14 protein-coding genes and 1 pseudogene are annotated in these 15,477 nt (G+C 43.9%); 9 read left to right on the top strand and 6 right to left on the bottom strand.

Going from position 1 to position 15,477, the window contains the following annotated elements:
- Positions 1 to 139: pseudogene (locus tag NI465_RS12990) on the top strand (IS5/IS1182 family transposase); the annotation flags it as partial.
- Between the two features lie 16 nt (positions 140 to 155).
- On the opposite strand, the gene pdxR reads toward NI465_RS12990, so the two are convergent.
- Positions 156 to 1,658: a MocR-like pyridoxine biosynthesis transcription factor PdxR gene (gene pdxR, locus NI465_RS12985; protein ID WP_004646934.1), complete on the bottom strand. Its 1,503-nt coding sequence runs from the start codon at positions 1,656 to 1,658 to the stop codon at positions 156 to 158.
- 328 nt (positions 1,659 to 1,986) lie between these two features.
- Between pdxR and NI465_RS12980 the strand changes: the two genes are divergently transcribed.
- The 3 genes from NI465_RS12980 (at position 1,987) to NI465_RS12970 (ending at position 6,333) form a co-directional block, all read left to right on the top strand.
- Positions 1,987 to 3,258: a Glu/Leu/Phe/Val family dehydrogenase gene (locus NI465_RS12980; RefSeq protein WP_253114035.1), complete on the top strand. Its 1,272-nt coding sequence runs from the start codon at positions 1,987 to 1,989 to the stop codon at positions 3,256 to 3,258.
- A 347-nt stretch (positions 3,259 to 3,605) separates the two neighbouring features.
- Complete coding sequence (gabT, locus tag NI465_RS12975; protein ID WP_253145595.1) at positions 3,606 to 4,868, top strand: 4-aminobutyrate--2-oxoglutarate transaminase; 1,263 nt, start codon at positions 3,606 to 3,608, stop codon at positions 4,866 to 4,868.
- Positions 4,869 to 4,884: 16 nt separating this feature from the next.
- Positions 4,885 to 6,333: an NAD-dependent succinate-semialdehyde dehydrogenase gene (locus NI465_RS12970; protein ID WP_253145599.1), complete on the top strand. Its 1,449-nt coding sequence runs from the start codon at positions 4,885 to 4,887 to the stop codon at positions 6,331 to 6,333.
- A 203-nt stretch (positions 6,334 to 6,536) separates the two neighbouring features.
- Here NI465_RS12970 and NI465_RS12965 read toward each other — a convergent pair whose 3' ends face one another.
- The 3 genes from NI465_RS12965 to NI465_RS12955 form a co-directional block, all read right to left on the bottom strand.
- On the bottom strand, positions 6,537 to 6,818 hold the full coding sequence (locus NI465_RS12965) for a helix-turn-helix domain-containing protein (protein ID WP_004280265.1): 282 nt from the start codon (positions 6,816 to 6,818) through the stop codon (positions 6,537 to 6,539).
- Complete coding sequence (locus NI465_RS12960) at positions 6,811 to 8,115, bottom strand: type II toxin-antitoxin system HipA family toxin (protein ID WP_253145593.1); 1,305 nt, start codon at positions 8,113 to 8,115, stop codon at positions 6,811 to 6,813. Before NI465_RS12960 ends, NI465_RS12965 begins: the two co-directional genes overlap by 8 nt.
- A 249-nt stretch (positions 8,116 to 8,364) precedes the next feature.
- On the bottom strand, positions 8,365 to 9,414 hold the full coding sequence (locus NI465_RS12955; RefSeq protein ID WP_253145591.1) for a Rieske 2Fe-2S domain-containing protein: 1,050 nt from the start codon (positions 9,412 to 9,414) through the stop codon (positions 8,365 to 8,367).
- Positions 9,415 to 9,724: 310 nt separating this feature from the next.
- On the opposite strand from NI465_RS12955, the gene puuE reads away from it, so the two are divergent.
- From puuE to NI465_RS12930, 5 genes are all read left to right on the top strand, one after another.
- On the top strand, positions 9,725 to 10,687 hold the full coding sequence (puuE, locus tag NI465_RS12950; protein ID WP_253145590.1) for an allantoinase PuuE: 963 nt from the start codon (positions 9,725 to 9,727) through the stop codon (positions 10,685 to 10,687).
- Positions 10,688 to 10,830: 143 nt separating this feature from the next.
- The gene (uraD, locus tag NI465_RS12945; RefSeq protein WP_253145588.1) at positions 10,831 to 11,334 is read left to right on the top strand and encodes a 2-oxo-4-hydroxy-4-carboxy-5-ureidoimidazoline decarboxylase; all 504 of its coding nucleotides are present in this window, start codon (positions 10,831 to 10,833) and stop codon (positions 11,332 to 11,334) included.
- Entirely contained in the window at positions 11,331 to 11,651 is a 321-nt protein-coding gene (gene uraH, locus NI465_RS12940) for a hydroxyisourate hydrolase (protein ID WP_004646924.1), read from the top strand. Before uraD ends, uraH begins: the two co-directional genes overlap by 4 nt.
- A 30-nt stretch (positions 11,652 to 11,681) precedes the next feature.
- Positions 11,682 to 13,040 (top strand): nucleobase:cation symporter-2 family protein, encoded by a 1,359-nt coding sequence (locus NI465_RS12935; RefSeq protein ID WP_253145586.1) that lies wholly within the window; start codon positions 11,682 to 11,684, stop codon positions 13,038 to 13,040.
- Between the two features lie 128 nt (positions 13,041 to 13,168).
- Positions 13,169 to 13,882, top strand: a complete 714-nt coding sequence (locus tag NI465_RS12930) for an outer membrane protein OmpK (RefSeq protein WP_005262971.1) — start codon at positions 13,169 to 13,171, stop codon at positions 13,880 to 13,882.
- Positions 13,883 to 13,939: 57 nt separating this feature from the next.
- Here the strand turns inward: NI465_RS12930 and NI465_RS12925 are convergent, their stop codons facing one another.
- Positions 13,940 to 14,437, bottom strand: coding sequence for an ureidoglycolate lyase (locus tag NI465_RS12925; protein ID WP_004646920.1), 498 nt, complete (start codon positions 14,435 to 14,437; stop codon positions 13,940 to 13,942).
- A gap of 12 nt (positions 14,438 to 14,449) precedes the next feature.
- Positions 14,450 to 15,454: an allantoicase gene (alc, locus tag NI465_RS12920; RefSeq protein ID WP_253145585.1), complete on the bottom strand. Its 1,005-nt coding sequence runs from the start codon at positions 15,452 to 15,454 to the stop codon at positions 14,450 to 14,452.
- Positions 15,455 to 15,477 lie beyond the last annotated feature (23 nt).

Raw genomic sequence — 15,477 nt, 5'->3', positions numbered from 1 at the left:
GAAAATATGTTTTGTAGATTAAAGCAATTTAGAGGAATAGCTACTCGATATGACAAGCTCAAAAGAAATTATCAAAGTTCTGTTGCTTTAGTCTGTATATTTTTATGGCTACCTTTATAGGGTTAATTATGAACAGTAAATGTCAACAGACCCTACTAAGTTAAAGTGCGGATCCCATGCTCACGCAAGCACTTTAACAATATCCCGAAAGCCACCAGAATTTCCTGTTCACTCACACAGGCAAAGCCTAGTAATAATCCTTTCTGCCGGGTGGAATAATGTTTGGTATAGTATTGCGATAAGGCTCTGACCTTGATTCCCAGTTCAAGCGCTTTGGATGCAATCAAGACATCATCACTGCTGCTCGGCAATTTTAAAATCAGATGCAAACCGGCGGCGGTATTGTATTCATGCAGAAAATCTTCACCTAAATGTCGGCGAATCAGGTCAATTAAAAAAGCGTGGCGTTTACCGTACAATAAACGCATCCGTCGGATATGCGCCTCATAATGTCCTTCACGGATAAATTCAGCCAGTGTTTGCTGATCGATTAAGTGACCACCACGATAAAGTTCCGAGGCTACAATTCGCAACGAAGAAAAGAGCTGCTTTGGTACCACTAAATAGCCAATACGCAGGGCTGGATAAATGGTCTTACTAAATGTCCCCATATAAATCACCGGAGAATCCGGCTCTAAACCTTGTAAAGAAGGATAAGGCTGGCCCGAGAACCTGAACTCGCTGTCATAGTCATCTTCAACAATCCAGCTATTATGCTGGCGTGCGAGTGCAATTAACTGTTTGCGCCGTTCTAAACTTAAGTGTGAACCTAAAGGATATTGATGCGACGGCGTCACAAAAATCAGCTTAGGCGGTTTTTTGGGATGTAGATCGGGGATAATCCCTTCCTGATCGACCGGTAAGGAACGCAGATTCACACCATTAATTCGTAAAATATTACGCGCACCCCAATAAGCCGGATCTTCGATCCATACTTCATCGCCTATATCGCTTAAAGTACGTGAGACTAAGTCAATTGCCTGATGGGTGCCTTCGGTAATAATGATCTGATCAGCATCGCACTGCACTGAACGGGCAATTTTCAGATATTCCGCCAGCTCCTGACGCAGTTCCAGGGAGCCACCGGCATTGCTGTAAATCAGGTTATTAACTTGAGGTTCACGGCTCAAACGCGTTTGGATTTTGCTGAAAATATGATGCGGAAATTCGGTTACATCGGGTGCGCCCGGTACAAAGGCTCCCCATTGATAAGGCGAAGCCGCGGAATAGCCGAGCAAGTAAGAACCGCGTTGCGACAGATTATAATTTTGCTGTGCTTTTTTTTCTGCAACGGCAGGAGAATTCTGTTCTGCCTTCACCAAAAAGGATTCGGGTAATTTCTCTACTACCCAGGTACCTTGACCGGTACGGGCATCAACATAACCCTGTGCCTGTAATTGTTCATAGGCATTTAACACCGTATTACGCGATACCTGAATCTCTTTAGCCAGATCACGTGATGCAGGCAAGCGGGTTTTGGGAGCCAATACGCTATCAATAATCGCGTTACGCAAGCAGCGGAACAGGCGCATCTGTAATGTTCCTGTGACATCTTGCTGCAATCGCTGCAGTAAATAATCTCCAAGCAAGCTACGCAATTGGCTCTCTCCTACAAATTTGAAATGGCTCTCGTGAGAGCGGTATTGCTAGGTGCAAAATAGTCTGATCAGGCAGTCATTGTAAAGTGTCTTGTATGCGTTTTGATCATGTACCTGCGGCTTGAATGCGAGCATACAGGCGGGCAGGCAATATACACAGATACCGATTAAAACTAAAGCGGAAAATCTAGACACTGATTTTGTTTGGAGCTCGCTGAACTAAGACCTGAATCAAGCAATGATTGCCATAACAGCCGAATAGAGATGTGTTGCAGCCGCCAGGACATACGACTGCATATAACAAAAGGATCATAGAATGAACATGATGATGAAAGGATTGACCTATACCGAGCAAGGTACAACGGCCTGGAACAATTATCTTAAGCAACTGGATAAAGTAGCGCCTTATCTGGGTGAGCTGAGTGAACGACTGGACATGCTGCGACGCCCAAAGCGCAGTTTGATTGTCGATGTTCCGGTCATCATGGATGATGGTACGGTTCAGCATTTTGAAGGCTATCGTGTTCAGCACAATTTAACTCGCGGTCCAGGCAAAGGCGGCGTGCGTTTTCATCCAGATGTCAATTTGGATGAGGTGATGGCTCTGTCGGCCTGGATGACGATCAAATGTGCTGCTCTAAATTTACCTTTTGGCGGTGCCAAAGGCGGTGTGCGAGTTGATCCGAGCCAGCTTTCCAAGCGCGAACTGGAACGCTTGACCCGACGTTATACGGCAGAAATCAATTTAATTATTGGACCGCAAAAAGATATTCCGGCGCCGGATGTTGGAACCAATCCGCAAATCATGGCCTGGATGATGGATACGTTTTCCATGAATGCGGGTTCTACGATTACTGGTGTAGTGACCGGAAAGCCGGTTCATTTAGGGGGGTCTTTAGGCCGCAGTAAAGCTACAGGTCGCGGCGTATTTATTAGCGGTCGTGAAGTTGCCCAGCAAATCGGTCTGGATTTAAAAAATGCTCGGGTTTGTGTACAGGGTTTCGGTAATGTGGGCAGTGAAGCTGCGCTGCTTTTCCAGGAAAATGGCAGTAAAGTGATCTGTGTTCAGGACCATTCAGCCACCCTGTATCAGAAAGAGGGGATTGATATTAAAAAGCTGCTTGAATACTCAAATGCCCACCATAAAATTCAGGGATTTTCTACCAGCGATGAAATTTCTGCATCAGCTTTCTGGACCATTCCTGCCGACGTCTTTATTCCGGCAGCGCTGGAAGGTGTGATTAATACTCAGGTCGCGCAAAATATTCAGACCAAAATGATTCTGGAAGGTGCCAATGGTCCCACTTTGACTGAATCGGATGAAATTCTGAGTGAGCGTCATATTACCGTGGTGCCAGATGTAATCTGCAATGCGGGTGGCGTGACGGTCAGCTATTTTGAATGGGTTCAGGATTTGGCCAGCTACTTCTGGACCGAGGAAGAGATTAATCAGCGTATGGATGCCAGCATGAAAAATGCGGTACAGGATGTATGGCAAAAATCAGTCCAGGCCGGATGTTCTTTGCGTACAGCCGCTTATATTCTGGCCTGTGAGCGGATTTTAATGGCGCGTCAGGAACGCGGCATCTATCCGGGTTAAGCGAAGTTTTTGCAAGATGGATTAATCCATAAAAATGAATGGATTTAATCCATGATGACCTATCCTAAATTTTTGCAATGGATTTTTAAATTGGCTTCTTTATTTAAAAAGGAGCCAATTTTTATTAAAAGTATAAATATTTGTTTATAAATAAAATAATTTTATATTTTGACTCTTTTACTCATTTCAACTAGGCCAATTGGCTCCTTCCATCTGCTGCAAAGTGGCTCTCGTCTCATACATATAAAAGCGCAAAATGAACCATATCAGCCAGTCTTTGGCAAATTTCTATCCCAAGATCCGGATAGCAAAATTTACAACGTATGAATCAAGAATGAGGATACAAAATGGACAGTAAACACTCAGCACTGAATGCACGTAAACAGCAGGCAACACCACGTGGTGTTGGGGTCATGTGTCAATGGTACGCAGAGAAAGCAGAAAACTCGACCATCTGGGATGCAGAAGGCAATCAATATATCGACTTTGCGGGCGGGATCGCCGTACTGAATACCGGCCATCGTCACCCTAAAATTATTGCTGCGGTCACTGAACAATTAACCAAATTTACCCATACGGCTTATCAGGTTGTACCATACGAGAGTTACGTTGCTCTGGCAGAACGTATCAATGCACGCGCTCCAATTCAAGGTGCTGCAAAAACCTCATTCTTTTCGACTGGTGCTGAAGCTGTCGAAAATGCAGTTAAAATTGCCCGTGCCCATACTGGCCGTCATGGCATCGTGACTTTTGGCAATGGTTTTCATGGCCGCTCATTTATGACGATGGCCATGACCGGTAAAACTGCACCTTATAAACGCGACTTTGGGGTGATGCCTGGTGGTGTTTTCCATGCCCGTTATCCGGTGGAATCCAAAGGCATTAGTGTTGATGATGCAATTCAAAGCATTGAAGACATTTTCGCAGAAGATATTGCTGCGCATGACGTAGCAGCAATTGTGCTTGAACCTGTACAAGGCGAAGGCGGTTTTAATGTGGTGCCAGCAGAGTTCCTGAAACGCTTGCGTGTGCTATGTGATCAAAACGGCATTTTACTGATTGCTGATGAAGTACAGTCTGGTTTTGCGCGTACAGGTAAACTGTTTGCGATGGATTATTATGAGACCAAGCCAGATCTGATTACGATGGCAAAGAGTCTGGGCGGCGGTTTCCCGATTTCAGGCGTTGTGGGTCGTGCTGAAGTGATGGATGCACCAAATCCGGGTGGATTGGGAGGCACTTATGCAGGTAACCCGGTTGCTGTTGCGGCTGCCCATGCGGTACTGGATATCATTGAAGAAGAAGGTCTTTGTGAAAGAGCGAATGATCTAGGCGCAGAACTGGTTGATGTTTTACATGAACTGAAAATGTCTTCTAGCATGGTCAAAGATATTCGTGCACTGGGCTCAATGGTGGCGGTTGAGCTGGAAACTGCGGAACAGGCAAAAGCTGTACAAAACCATGCCATGCAAAATGGTCTGTTAATCCTGACCTGCGGTCGTTATGGTAATGTAATCCGTTTCCTATACCCGCTCACGATTCCGGCAGAACAGTTCCGTGCGGGATTGGCTATCTTGAAACAAGGGTTTGCAATGTCTGTTGCAGCCTAATGAAAGAGTAATGATCATGCTTCAAGCGCAATATAGAGATTTATTACAGCATCCTGATATCAGCTTCGATCAGCCTGCCACGGGTGAATATATTGAAGTCAACGATGCAGCAACCCAAGCCACTTTGGCCTGGGTAAAATCCCATGACCGGACATCTGTAGAACAGCTGATAGCTCGTTCTCAGCAAGCCCAAAAAGCCTGGAAAACCAAGACAGCCCTCGAACGTGCGGATGTGCTTTGGGCCTGGTTCAATCTGATGCAGGAACATAAAGAATCTTTGGCTCAGATTCTGACTGCTGAACAGGGTAAGCCACTGGCTGAGGCGCGTGGTGAAATTGGTTATGCCGCTTCCTTTATCCGCTGGTTTGCCGAGCAGGCGCGCCGTATTGATGGTGACGTGTTGACGCCAACGCTTGCCCATCAACGTTTATTGGTCATTAAACAGGCGATTGGGGTAACAGCTGCGATCACACCGTGGAATTTTCCGGCGGCGATGATTACCCGTAAAGCCGCGCCAGCTCTGGCTGCTGGCTGCTCAATGCTGGTTAAACCGGCTGAACAAACGCCTTTAACCGCCTATGCGCTTGAGGTTTTGGCCTTGCGCGCAGGTTTACCACAAGATGTATTGCTGCATGTTAGTGGTGATGCAGTTGAAGTGGGGCAGGTCTTATGTGAAAGCGAAACCGTGAAAAAGTTAAGCTTTACCGGTTCGACTCAAGTCGGCCGTATCCTGATGCAGCAGTGTGCGCCCACCATCAAAAAACTGTCTTTAGAACTTGGTGGCAATGCACCGGTTCTGGTTTTTGATGACGCCAATATTGAACAGGCTGTACAGGGCATCATGGCCAGTAAATTCCGGAACAGTGGACAGACCTGTGTTTGTGCGAACCGGATTTATGTACAAGATGGTATTTATGATGCACTGGTAGAAAAACTGGTGGCTGCCGTTGCCAAGCTGAAAGTGGGTGATGGCCGTGATGAAGCCTCTACTCAGGGTCCATTAATTGATGAGGCTGCGATTGAAAAAGTGCAGTCACATATTGCCGATGCATTGAGCAAAGGTGCACAGGTGAAAACCGGTGGACAGCGTTCAAATCTGGGCGGTACATTCTTCGAACCTACGCTTTTGACTGAAGTTACCCAGCAGATGCGTATAGCAAAAGAAGAAACTTTTGGACCGTTGGCGCCGTTATTCCGCTTCAAGACTGAAGAAGAAGCGATTCAGATGGCGAACGATACAGAATTCGGTCTGGCTACCTATGTATTTACCCAAAGTACAGCACGTCAGTGGCGTGTAGGCGAAGCCTTAGAATACGGCATGGTGGGAATTAATACCGGAGCCATCTCTAATGAAGTTGCGCCATTTGGTGGAGTCAAGCAATCAGGGTTAGGCCGTGAAGGGTCTAAATTCGGTATGGATGAATACCTTGAAATGAAATATTTATGTGTTGATATTTCTTCATAATGACGTTTAGAGATTAAACGTATTCATTAAAAACTGATGAGACAATGTCAGCCTCCAGTGAATCCCGTGTTTAATTTAAACCGGGATTCCTGTAATGAAGCAAGGATTTAACAGACAGATTGGAGCAGGGCATATTTTCAGTTGTTAAGCCATTCTTCTTCTCTAAAATTCCCCTAAATATCAATTAAAGCATCAGATTTCTATCAGGATTTAACCCTAATTTCTAACTTTAAACCAAAAGCATCCAGTAATTTTTGCATAGACTTGAGTGTTGGATTGCCTTCCGGTTGTTCCATTTTCTGTAGAGTCTGGGGAGCAATCTTGGTAATTTTAGCCATATCGTTGAGTGTGAGGTGCAACTCGGTACGAATGAAGCGAGCAACCTGATGAAAAGGCCAGTCAGGATTGTTACTGACGGTTTCAAGTACAGACAATCTCTTTTGCATCTGTTGAATCGGAGTCAGTGGCTTGAAGCGTTTATCCATAATTCAGCTCCTCCAATTGTTGGCAAATATTATCAATTCGATACTGGCTATTTTCCAGAATTTCAGGTGCCAATTGCAGATACTGCATGTGCTCGAGTAATCCCTGATAAAGTGGTAATTGTTCGATTAACACCGCTTTGATTTCTTTTGGATCAATCATCGTGCTTTCGGCGATCTGTTCAATGACTGAATGCCAAATTGGCATACCACCATGATCATCTCGCTCCCAACGCGTAGTTCGGGCAATACCATCTGGATGTAGCCACATCGGCGCAAAATCAAATAATGGGGTTAGTCGAATGATTCCATTACTGAAACGTTGAATCGCTGTATTACGGGTATGATTGTCCTTATTGCCTAAAGCGACATTGGCAAGATCACGCTTCAAATATTCAAAGATTTCCTGTTTTGGTTCAGTACAGCATTGCATCAACAGGCTACAGATCTGGTTATGGGTCATTCTTACCCCAAAACCGGCTTTTCCTCCCAGAGAAGCAATACTTTCCTGGGCAATTCTTTCAACCTTCCCATCGCTGACTTTACGGTCAAATCGGGGAATAAATAAAGTCTTACCATGCAGCTCCAGTTCCTGATGAACACGAAGTCCCAGGTATTGGGCAATTTTCATATATAAGGCTTCGTGCATCAAAATTTTATCTAGATTCTGATCACTGCCACGACTGAATTTCACCAGCCAATGCTGTTTGACCTGATGATCTGTCAGCGTGTGATCCAGATAGAACAGGTCATCATGACCTTGAGTCAGCAGTAATTTTGGCCACTCGCCCTGAATACCAGAAGAGCCGGCAATAAAAAGTCCATAAGAGGCTAAGGATTCAATAAAGTTTTCTTGACGTTCTACGACTTGGTCTAGGCTAAAGCCATGATTCTGCTGAACAGGAAACTGCCCCTGTAGCCATTCATAAGCCTCTTTAATCCGTAAATTACCAATCGGATTACCTGCACCCGCTTTTAGAAGCGCCCAGTCTGCTTGTTCCTGAGTGTTTTCAGAAAAATTAAGCTGACGGAGTAATTCTTTACGGCCATAACCTTGAGGTAACAAATCCATCAGGAAGGCTGGCCAGGTAGATTGCAAGGTATTTTGCACATTTACTGGTAAATGATAGGCTAGCGCATGCCCATCGCTTAGGTTCATATAAAAAATAGCATATTCAAATAGATATGATGTGCGCGTGGCTGCTTGCCATCCAGTTTGTTGTTGACCGACAATCTCAACAATAGCGCAATCCAGCCATTCATCTTCCTGATAAATCTGCAGTGTGCAATATTGATCCATAATTTTATTAAAATAGTAAAGTAAAGTGATTTTATTTATTATATACCTATTTTAATAAAAAACTAATTTTATCTTCTTAAAGTTCTTTATCGTTCTAAAAGGCCTTATCTTCACCAGAATACAAGGCTTATGAGGCTATATAACAAGATGTATCCTCATAGAAATCAATATATAACCCAATTAATTTTTAAATATCAGAGGAGCTCTAACCCTGGTTATTTATTATGAATCTTTCTTTTGAATAAAATTTTAAGCAGCAAATAAAGGACTAAATCCCCGTTTACGTAGTAATTTTCGGTACATACTCGAGCTTCGATCTGCCGGAAAATGCGCTTCTAAAGATAAGTCCAGAGGTAAATATTCAGGTTTCTGATTTTCTACAATCACACGATCTTCCTCGAAAATTTTCATATTAAAGGCATAGGCATCTTCAACCGGTAAATCTTTATCATAATTGCGGCAAATAGGTGCGAAAAGTCGTGTTGAACGCGCAGTCATGGGTGAAGCCGCATTCATGATGACCTGCTTGGCATGATTTGGAAAATGAATCGTAAGTGTTGCAGTAAAGGGTAGGCTCACTTCAAAATGACGTAACCATTTAAAATCTTCCTGGCCACGCTGCTCGATTCCGATCGGATAACGTCCCACACTGCTGATATAATCTGCATTAAAACCGACCTCCGTTTCTGTCGTACTGTAATCAGGAACTTCTACATCCTCCGGATCGCCAAAAGTGTCTGGATGCACCCAGGCAAAATGAGCCACATCAATAAAACCTTCGAGCTGTCTTCCTGCAAAACATTGAATGTCTATCTGAGGGCAGACCAGTTGCTGATACTCAGCATCATCCCAAAAAGGCATATGAGGAATATGAGGTTCTGCATCCTTTTCAGCGCTTAACGAACACCAGATCAGACCATATTTTTCTACCGCAGCATAAGTTTTTAGATGGAAGCGCTCCGATATTTTATGCTGAGGATGTGCAGGAATACGGTTACATTTACCTTCACTGCCAAAGCGTAAACCGTGATAACGACACACCACGCCTTGGCCGTCATTTTTTCCCAAGCTTAAAGGTACACCGCGATGCGGACATGCATCTTTCGCCACCACCAGTTCATCGTTCATTTTATAAATCACCAGCGGCATATCAAGCAGCATACTACTTGTTGGCTGATCTGTAATATCACGCGCAAGTGCAATCGGATACCAGTACTGAGCCAAAAGATGCCAGTCATGTTCCTCGAATGTCATATGGACGGGTAAGTCGGGACTAAACGTGGTGATATTTGTATTCATAATGGATTCTGTGTCGTGACCTTTAGCTGGACTATAAAACAGCAAGGTGTTCTATGAAATTTCAATTAATAGGACATAGGATTGCGTAAATCAGAACACTGACCGGCGATTGAAAACAAATAAGCATCTTTCTAGGTTTTTTATATTCAACCACGCAAATATTGAGATGGGATATTTCTAAGCTTAAATTTCGCTGAAAATATTTTTTTAAAAAGCGTGCTCTCAGTTTCAATGCTCTAGTTTGGCGCATAAATTGCTTATCACGCGTATAGACCATTGATCATTTACTCAGAATCGACAAGGAATTGATGTGACGACTAGCTACTTACGCGGACAAGAACTTATTGACAGCATTCGCAGTGCACCTTATTCGCGTGACCTGATTGGCTATCATGGTGAACCACCAAAAGTGCAATGGCCAAACGGCGCGCGTGTCGCGGTACAGTTTGTACTGAATTATGAAGAAGGTGGTGAAAACCACATTGAACATGGTGATGCCGGTTCAGAACAGTTTTTATCTGAAATCATTGGTGCTGCCAGCTTTCCAGATAAACATATGTCGATGGATTCGATGTACGAATATGGTTCACGTGCAGGCTTCTGGCGGATTCATCAGGAGTTCCAGAAACGTGGTTTGCCGATGACTATCTTTGGGGTTGGCATGGCATTGGTACGTAATCCTTATGTGGTAGAGGCGATTAAAGCAGCCGATTATGATGTCGTTTCACATGGTCAGCGCTGGCTACATTATCAGGACATGCCGATTGAAATGGAACGCCAATATATGGATCAGGCGGTCAGCGTTCTGGAAAGCCTGTTTGGTGAAGCACCGATCGGCTGGTATACCGGTCGGGACAGTCCGAATACCCGTCAACTTCTGGCTGAATTTCCTCACATCAAATATGACGCTGATTACTATGGAGATGACTTGCCATTTTGGAGCACCTTGACCAATCAGGCAGGGGAAACACGTCCGCATTTGATTATTCCTTATAGCCTGGATAGCAATGACATGAAATTCAGTTCACCGGGCGGGTTTAATAGCGGGGAACAGTTTTATCAATATCTCAAAGATGCTTTTGATGTGCTCTATACCGAAGGTGAAACTGCGCCAAAAATGCTGTCGATTGGCATGCACTGCCGTATTTTAGGACGGCCGGGACGTTTTAAAGCACTACAAAAGTTCCTAGATTATATTCAGAATCATGACAAGGTCTGGATTTGCCGCCGTGGGGATATTGCCGAGCACTGGTATAACCATCATGCGCCATAATCATAAAATATATTGGAAAAGATCAGTTTAGATGCTCTTTTTTGAGTCATGTACTTTATAAAAATAACAAACACATCAGCTTTGGCACTGTTATTGCAAAACCAGTTTTAAATAACCAAGCAATATAAACAGGCGATTGAATAGTGCAACTTGTTGAATTTAATCAAGCATCAGCAGAAGATGCGATGATCTTTTTAAAGCACTGTGTGCAAATACCCAGCTGGTCGACCGAGCTTGCCGCAAAACGTCCTTATGCATCGCTTGAGGATGTTTTGAGTGCAGCGAACCAACAGGCGGCGACCTGGAGTTGGGATGAAATTAAAACTGCGCTGGATAATCATCCCCGTATAGGTGAAAAACAGGCACAGGCTGAATTAAGTGAAATAGAAAAAGACTTTTCCCATCGTGAGCAATCCGGCATTACAGCAGATGACGATACCCAGCTCGGGCTGCTTAAAGGCAATCTTGCCTATGAAAAAAAATATGGGTTTATCTTTCTGATCAAAGCTGCTGGATTGAGCAGTGAAGACGTCCTTCAAGCCCTGAACTATCGTTTGCTAAATGATCCAGAGATTGAGAAACGTATTGTCCATCATCAACTGGCAGAAATTGCCTTGTCACGACTGGCTCAGGAGCTTCATGCATGATTAGCACGCATATTTTAGATACACATCTGGGAAAACCTGCGACAGACGTGGTCATTCGACTTTTTGCTGAAGACGGTCGCCTGATTAGGGAAGCAAAAACCAATGCAGACGGCCGCGTCAGTGATTTCGGCATGACCGAGTTTAAAGCGGGTGCCTATAGTCTTGAGTTCTTTACATCTGCCTATTTTGAAAATTCGGGTTTAGAAACTTTTTTTCCTAAAGCAGTTATTCATTTTTATGTGAAAGATGCGTCCCAGCATTTTCATATTCCTTTACTGATCAGCCCATTCGCGTACTCCACATATCGCGGAAGCTGATTTTATATTTAGACTTTGAGGGTGAGAAAAATGACAGAACAAAGTAAAACAATATCACCTGAACATGAATATTTAGGTGCGGGAAAAAGTGCAGCTTACGGTTTGCAACACGTACTGACTATGTATGGCGGAATTATTGCACCACCTTTAATCGTGGGAACGGCCGCCGGTCTGGAAGCTTATCAAATTGGATTATTGATTGCAGCGGCGCTATTTGTGGGTGGTTTAGCCACAATTTTGCAAACCGTTGGGGTGAAATATATCGGCGCGAAATTACCTTTGGTACAAGGGGTTTCTTTCGCTGGCGTTGCGACGATGGTCGCGATTGTGACCACAGGCGGTGGTTTGCAAGCAGTTTACGGTGCGGTCATTGTCGCCTCATTGATCGGTTTTTTCCTCGCGCCTTATTTCTCCAAAATTATCCGTTTCTTTCCACCAGTCGTGACAGGCTGCGTCATTACTATCATTGGTTTGTCTTTATTACCTGTAGCAGTCCGCTGGATGATGGGCGGCAATCCCAAGGCACCAGAATGGGGAAGTGTCGAAAATATTGGTCTGGCACTCATGACTTTAGCTTTAGTCGTCTGCCTGAATTTGAGCCGACAGGCCGCTATCCGTCGCTTGTCTATTCTTCTAGCAATTGTTTTAGGTTCAGTACTGGCCTATTTATTCGGTTTTGGTGATTTCTCTAAAGTTGCGACTGGGACATGGATTCAGGTACCTAGCTTCTTCGCCTTTGGACTACCGACTTTTGAGCTCACAGCCATTATTTCCATGCTCATCGTTACTCTCGTGATTATGACCGAAACCACAGCAGATATCATTGCAGTGGGTGAGATTGTAGGTACCAAAGTGGATGCGGATCGTATCTCGAATGGCTTGCGTGCCGATATGTTATCGAGTGCGATGGCACCGGTTTTTGGTTCATTTATGCAAAGTGCTTTTGCGCAAAATGTCGGCTTGGTGGCGATTACCGGAATTAAAAGCCGATTTGTGGTCGCTGCGGGTGGCATGATTTTAGTAATGCTGGGTTTACTGCCCATTATGGGACGTTTGATTGCTGCCATTCCTGTACCGGTATTAGGTGGTGCAGGTCTGGTACTTTTTGGAACAGTCGCTGCAAGCGGGATTCGTACCTTGGCTAAAATTGATTATAACGAGCAAAAAAATCTCATCATTGTTGCGACCGCTATTGCTGCCGGTATGATTCCCATCATTGATCATTCCTTTTATGCCAACTTTCCAAAATGGGTGCAAACCTTGTTTCATTCAGGCATCAGCTCAACCTGCTTAATGGCCATTTTACTCAACCTGTTGTTCAATCATCTGAACTTATTTAAAAATAAAAGTACAGCAACTACAGAAATTGTGGCAAAGCTTCCACATTAGAAAATTTAAACCAGAATGAAAACAGTCCAGGAAAATGGGCTGTTTTTTTTATCAAAAATTAAAAATGTTGGCTTTGTTTTTGCTTAATTCAGAATGTGATTTTTTCATTCCACTGGGGACCCTTATTTATGAAATTCACTCAACTTACTGCTGCAACATTACTTGTATTGGGTGCGGCATCCGCACAGGCAAAACCGATCTGGCAAGACTTCAGTGTCACCGGACTTTATGGAGAAAACTATGAGGTGGTCGATGAGAAACAGGCGACTGCGACCTTTGAATATACGGCAAAAATAAAATATGCAGATGTCTTCTTCTTCATTGACCGTATGCGCGGCGCAGATGACTTTAAATCCAGTTATTTTGAATTTTCACCACGTTTAAGCTTGGGAGAAGTATCAGGCCAGAAACTTGCCTTTGGCCCGGTTAAAGATGTACTGGTCTCAACGACCTGGGAAGGTGGAGAAGGTTTTGATAACTTCCTCTACGGCGTAGGTTTCGATCTGGAAATTCCCTATTTCCGCTATGCTAGCATTAATCTTTATCGCGTGAATAATGAGAATATTGATGATGATTACCAGTTGACACTGACCTACGGCGTGCCAATTAAACTGGGAACTGAAGAATTTCTGGTGGATGGCTTCTTGGACTGGTCTACAGAAGAAGATACTCATGACAGCGAGATGAACTGGACCACCCAATGGAAATGGAATGTCGGTAAACACATTTCTCCAGACACCAATTTATATCTGGGGATTGAACATTCTATCTGGAACAACAAATTCGGTATCCCAAATGCCGATGAAAATAATGTCAGTGCTTTAGTGAAATATCACTTCTAGGCAAAGTGATGAAGAAATAAGTTAAAAGCCCTGATAAAAGGGCTTTTTTTAATGCGTTTAAAATACGATCTGGATGTTTTCAGGAAAAGGATGAACATCACAATTTGATCCGCTACCTATACGATCCACTACGACAAACTCGCTGGGTGCTTCAAGGGTCAATAATGGATGATGCCAGGTTCCGGCACGATAATTTATCCCTTGAGAACCATCACTGATAAATACCTGAATCTGACTAATATCGGGCTGTGTATAATCAAGTTCAGGCGCTACAACGATTAAAAATTGCTGGCCGTGCATCGGAATAAAAGCCTGTGATCCTAGAGGATGCCTTTCCAGCATTGAGATTTGAAAAGGAATTGCCGTAGCTTGCATATTTCTAAAAATACTCAGTCCGACCTTGGTGTCACTTTCTACTTCAGCCAGGGCATGATAACGCTCAGTCTGCTGCTCATTGATATGAAAATAATGATTACCCTGACAGGCAATGACTTCTCCAAAAGGCAGAAAACTTTCAGTGCTTAAAGGCTGTATTTTTATACTTTGCATAGACATATCATTGATCACTCAAGCCAATTTTCCCCAGAGACGAATCCGGCTGATGCCACCGTCCGGAATCATGTTGACACGAATATGGGAAATTTTTTCGTGTTGTAAAATTTCATTGATGTAATGATGAATATGATCCATTTGCATAGGTCGGGCTGCTAACAAAAAAGGCCAGAACATGCTTTGTGGAATGAGTTGCTCATCGGTTGCATCCTCAACATAGATGGCTTGAATAGAAACCTCTGCAGGGAAATTTCCCTTAAAATGGGCGGTATCAATTTCAATTTTCTCGATTCGGGCACTGGCGCCTAAAGCCAAAATGCACCAGTCAAATCCTGGAGCACGACGCCGTTTGGTTTCCCAGCCATCGCCCATGTTAATGCCACGTCCCGGATTAATCAGATTGCGTGGATGTCCAAAATGCGCATCGCTATAGGCAACGACACGGCCACCATGTTCTAGTGCCAAAACATCTAGCATTTGATCACTATCTTGCAGATTGATTTTTACCTGACCATAGACCTTAAAACGTGCAATCCCCCCGTCAGGATAAATATTCAAACGGACATGGGTAAATATCTGTTTTGCTGAAATCTGAAAAATATGATGCTGGCTGGGTCCCAGGACATTATTTTCCAGAATGCTGATCCATTCTGCCTGATCAAGATTTCCATCTGGCGCATAACATGCTTGCACAGCAGCAGAGGCCGGATAATTGCCGCTAAAAAAAGTCGTATCAATATCGAGTGCCTGTATTTGACCCGCAACAGCAAGTTTAATGATGGCCCAATCATAGCCCGTGTGGCGCTTGCGACGGGTTTCCCATCCATCCATCCATTTGCCATGCTCATCAAACTTGTCTTCGATAAAGACCGGTGTCTCAAACTGCAACATGCGTTTCGCTTCAGCAAAAAACTCATCTGAACATTCAAGAATTTCTGCGCCAATTCGCGCATCTGCAAGGTTAGTTAACTGCTGTACTGGAGCAGGCAGATCAAAAATTGGAGCTAATAAGGTCGCCATCTTAAATTTCCATCATCATTATT

This window comes from Acinetobacter lwoffii, from assembly GCF_024129855.1.
GTDB classification, from domain to species: Bacteria; Pseudomonadota; Gammaproteobacteria; order Pseudomonadales; family Moraxellaceae; genus Acinetobacter; species Acinetobacter lwoffii_L.
The sequence above is the reverse complement of the archived record's forward strand: the minus strand, read 5'-3'. Positions and strand labels throughout refer to the sequence as shown.

What these genes read in the sequence shown, in the direction of transcription:
- NI465_RS12980 (WP_253114035.1), top strand. Translation starts at nt 1,987, where the DNA reads ATGAAAGGATTGACCTATACCGAGCAAGGTACAACGGCCTGGAACAAT.
- gabT (WP_253145595.1), top strand. Translation starts at nt 3,606, where the DNA reads ATGGACAGTAAACACTCAGCACTGAATGCACGTAAACAGCAGGCAACA.
- NI465_RS12970 (WP_253145599.1), top strand. Translation starts at nt 4,885, where the DNA reads ATGCTTCAAGCGCAATATAGAGATTTATTACAGCATCCTGATATCAGC.
- NI465_RS12965 (WP_004280265.1), bottom strand. Translation starts at nt 6,818, where the DNA reads ATGGATAAACGCTTCAAGCCACTGACTCCGATTCAACAGATGCAAAAG.
- NI465_RS12960 (WP_253145593.1), bottom strand. Translation starts at nt 8,115, where the DNA reads ATGGATCAATATTGCACACTGCAGATTTATCAGGAAGATGAATGGCTG.
- NI465_RS12955 (WP_253145591.1), bottom strand. Translation starts at nt 9,414, where the DNA reads ATGAATACAAATATCACCACGTTTAGTCCCGACTTACCCGTCCATATG.
- uraH (WP_004646924.1), top strand. Translation starts at nt 11,331, where the DNA reads ATGATTAGCACGCATATTTTAGATACACATCTGGGAAAACCTGCGACA.
- NI465_RS12935 (WP_253145586.1), top strand. Translation starts at nt 11,682, where the DNA reads ATGACAGAACAAAGTAAAACAATATCACCTGAACATGAATATTTAGGT.
- NI465_RS12930 (WP_005262971.1), top strand. Translation starts at nt 13,169, where the DNA reads ATGAAATTCACTCAACTTACTGCTGCAACATTACTTGTATTGGGTGCG.
- NI465_RS12925 (WP_004646920.1), bottom strand. Translation starts at nt 14,437, where the DNA reads ATGTCTATGCAAAGTATAAAAATACAGCCTTTAAGCACTGAAAGTTTT.
- alc (WP_253145585.1), bottom strand. Translation starts at nt 15,454, where the DNA reads ATGGCGACCTTATTAGCTCCAATTTTTGATCTGCCTGCTCCAGTACAG.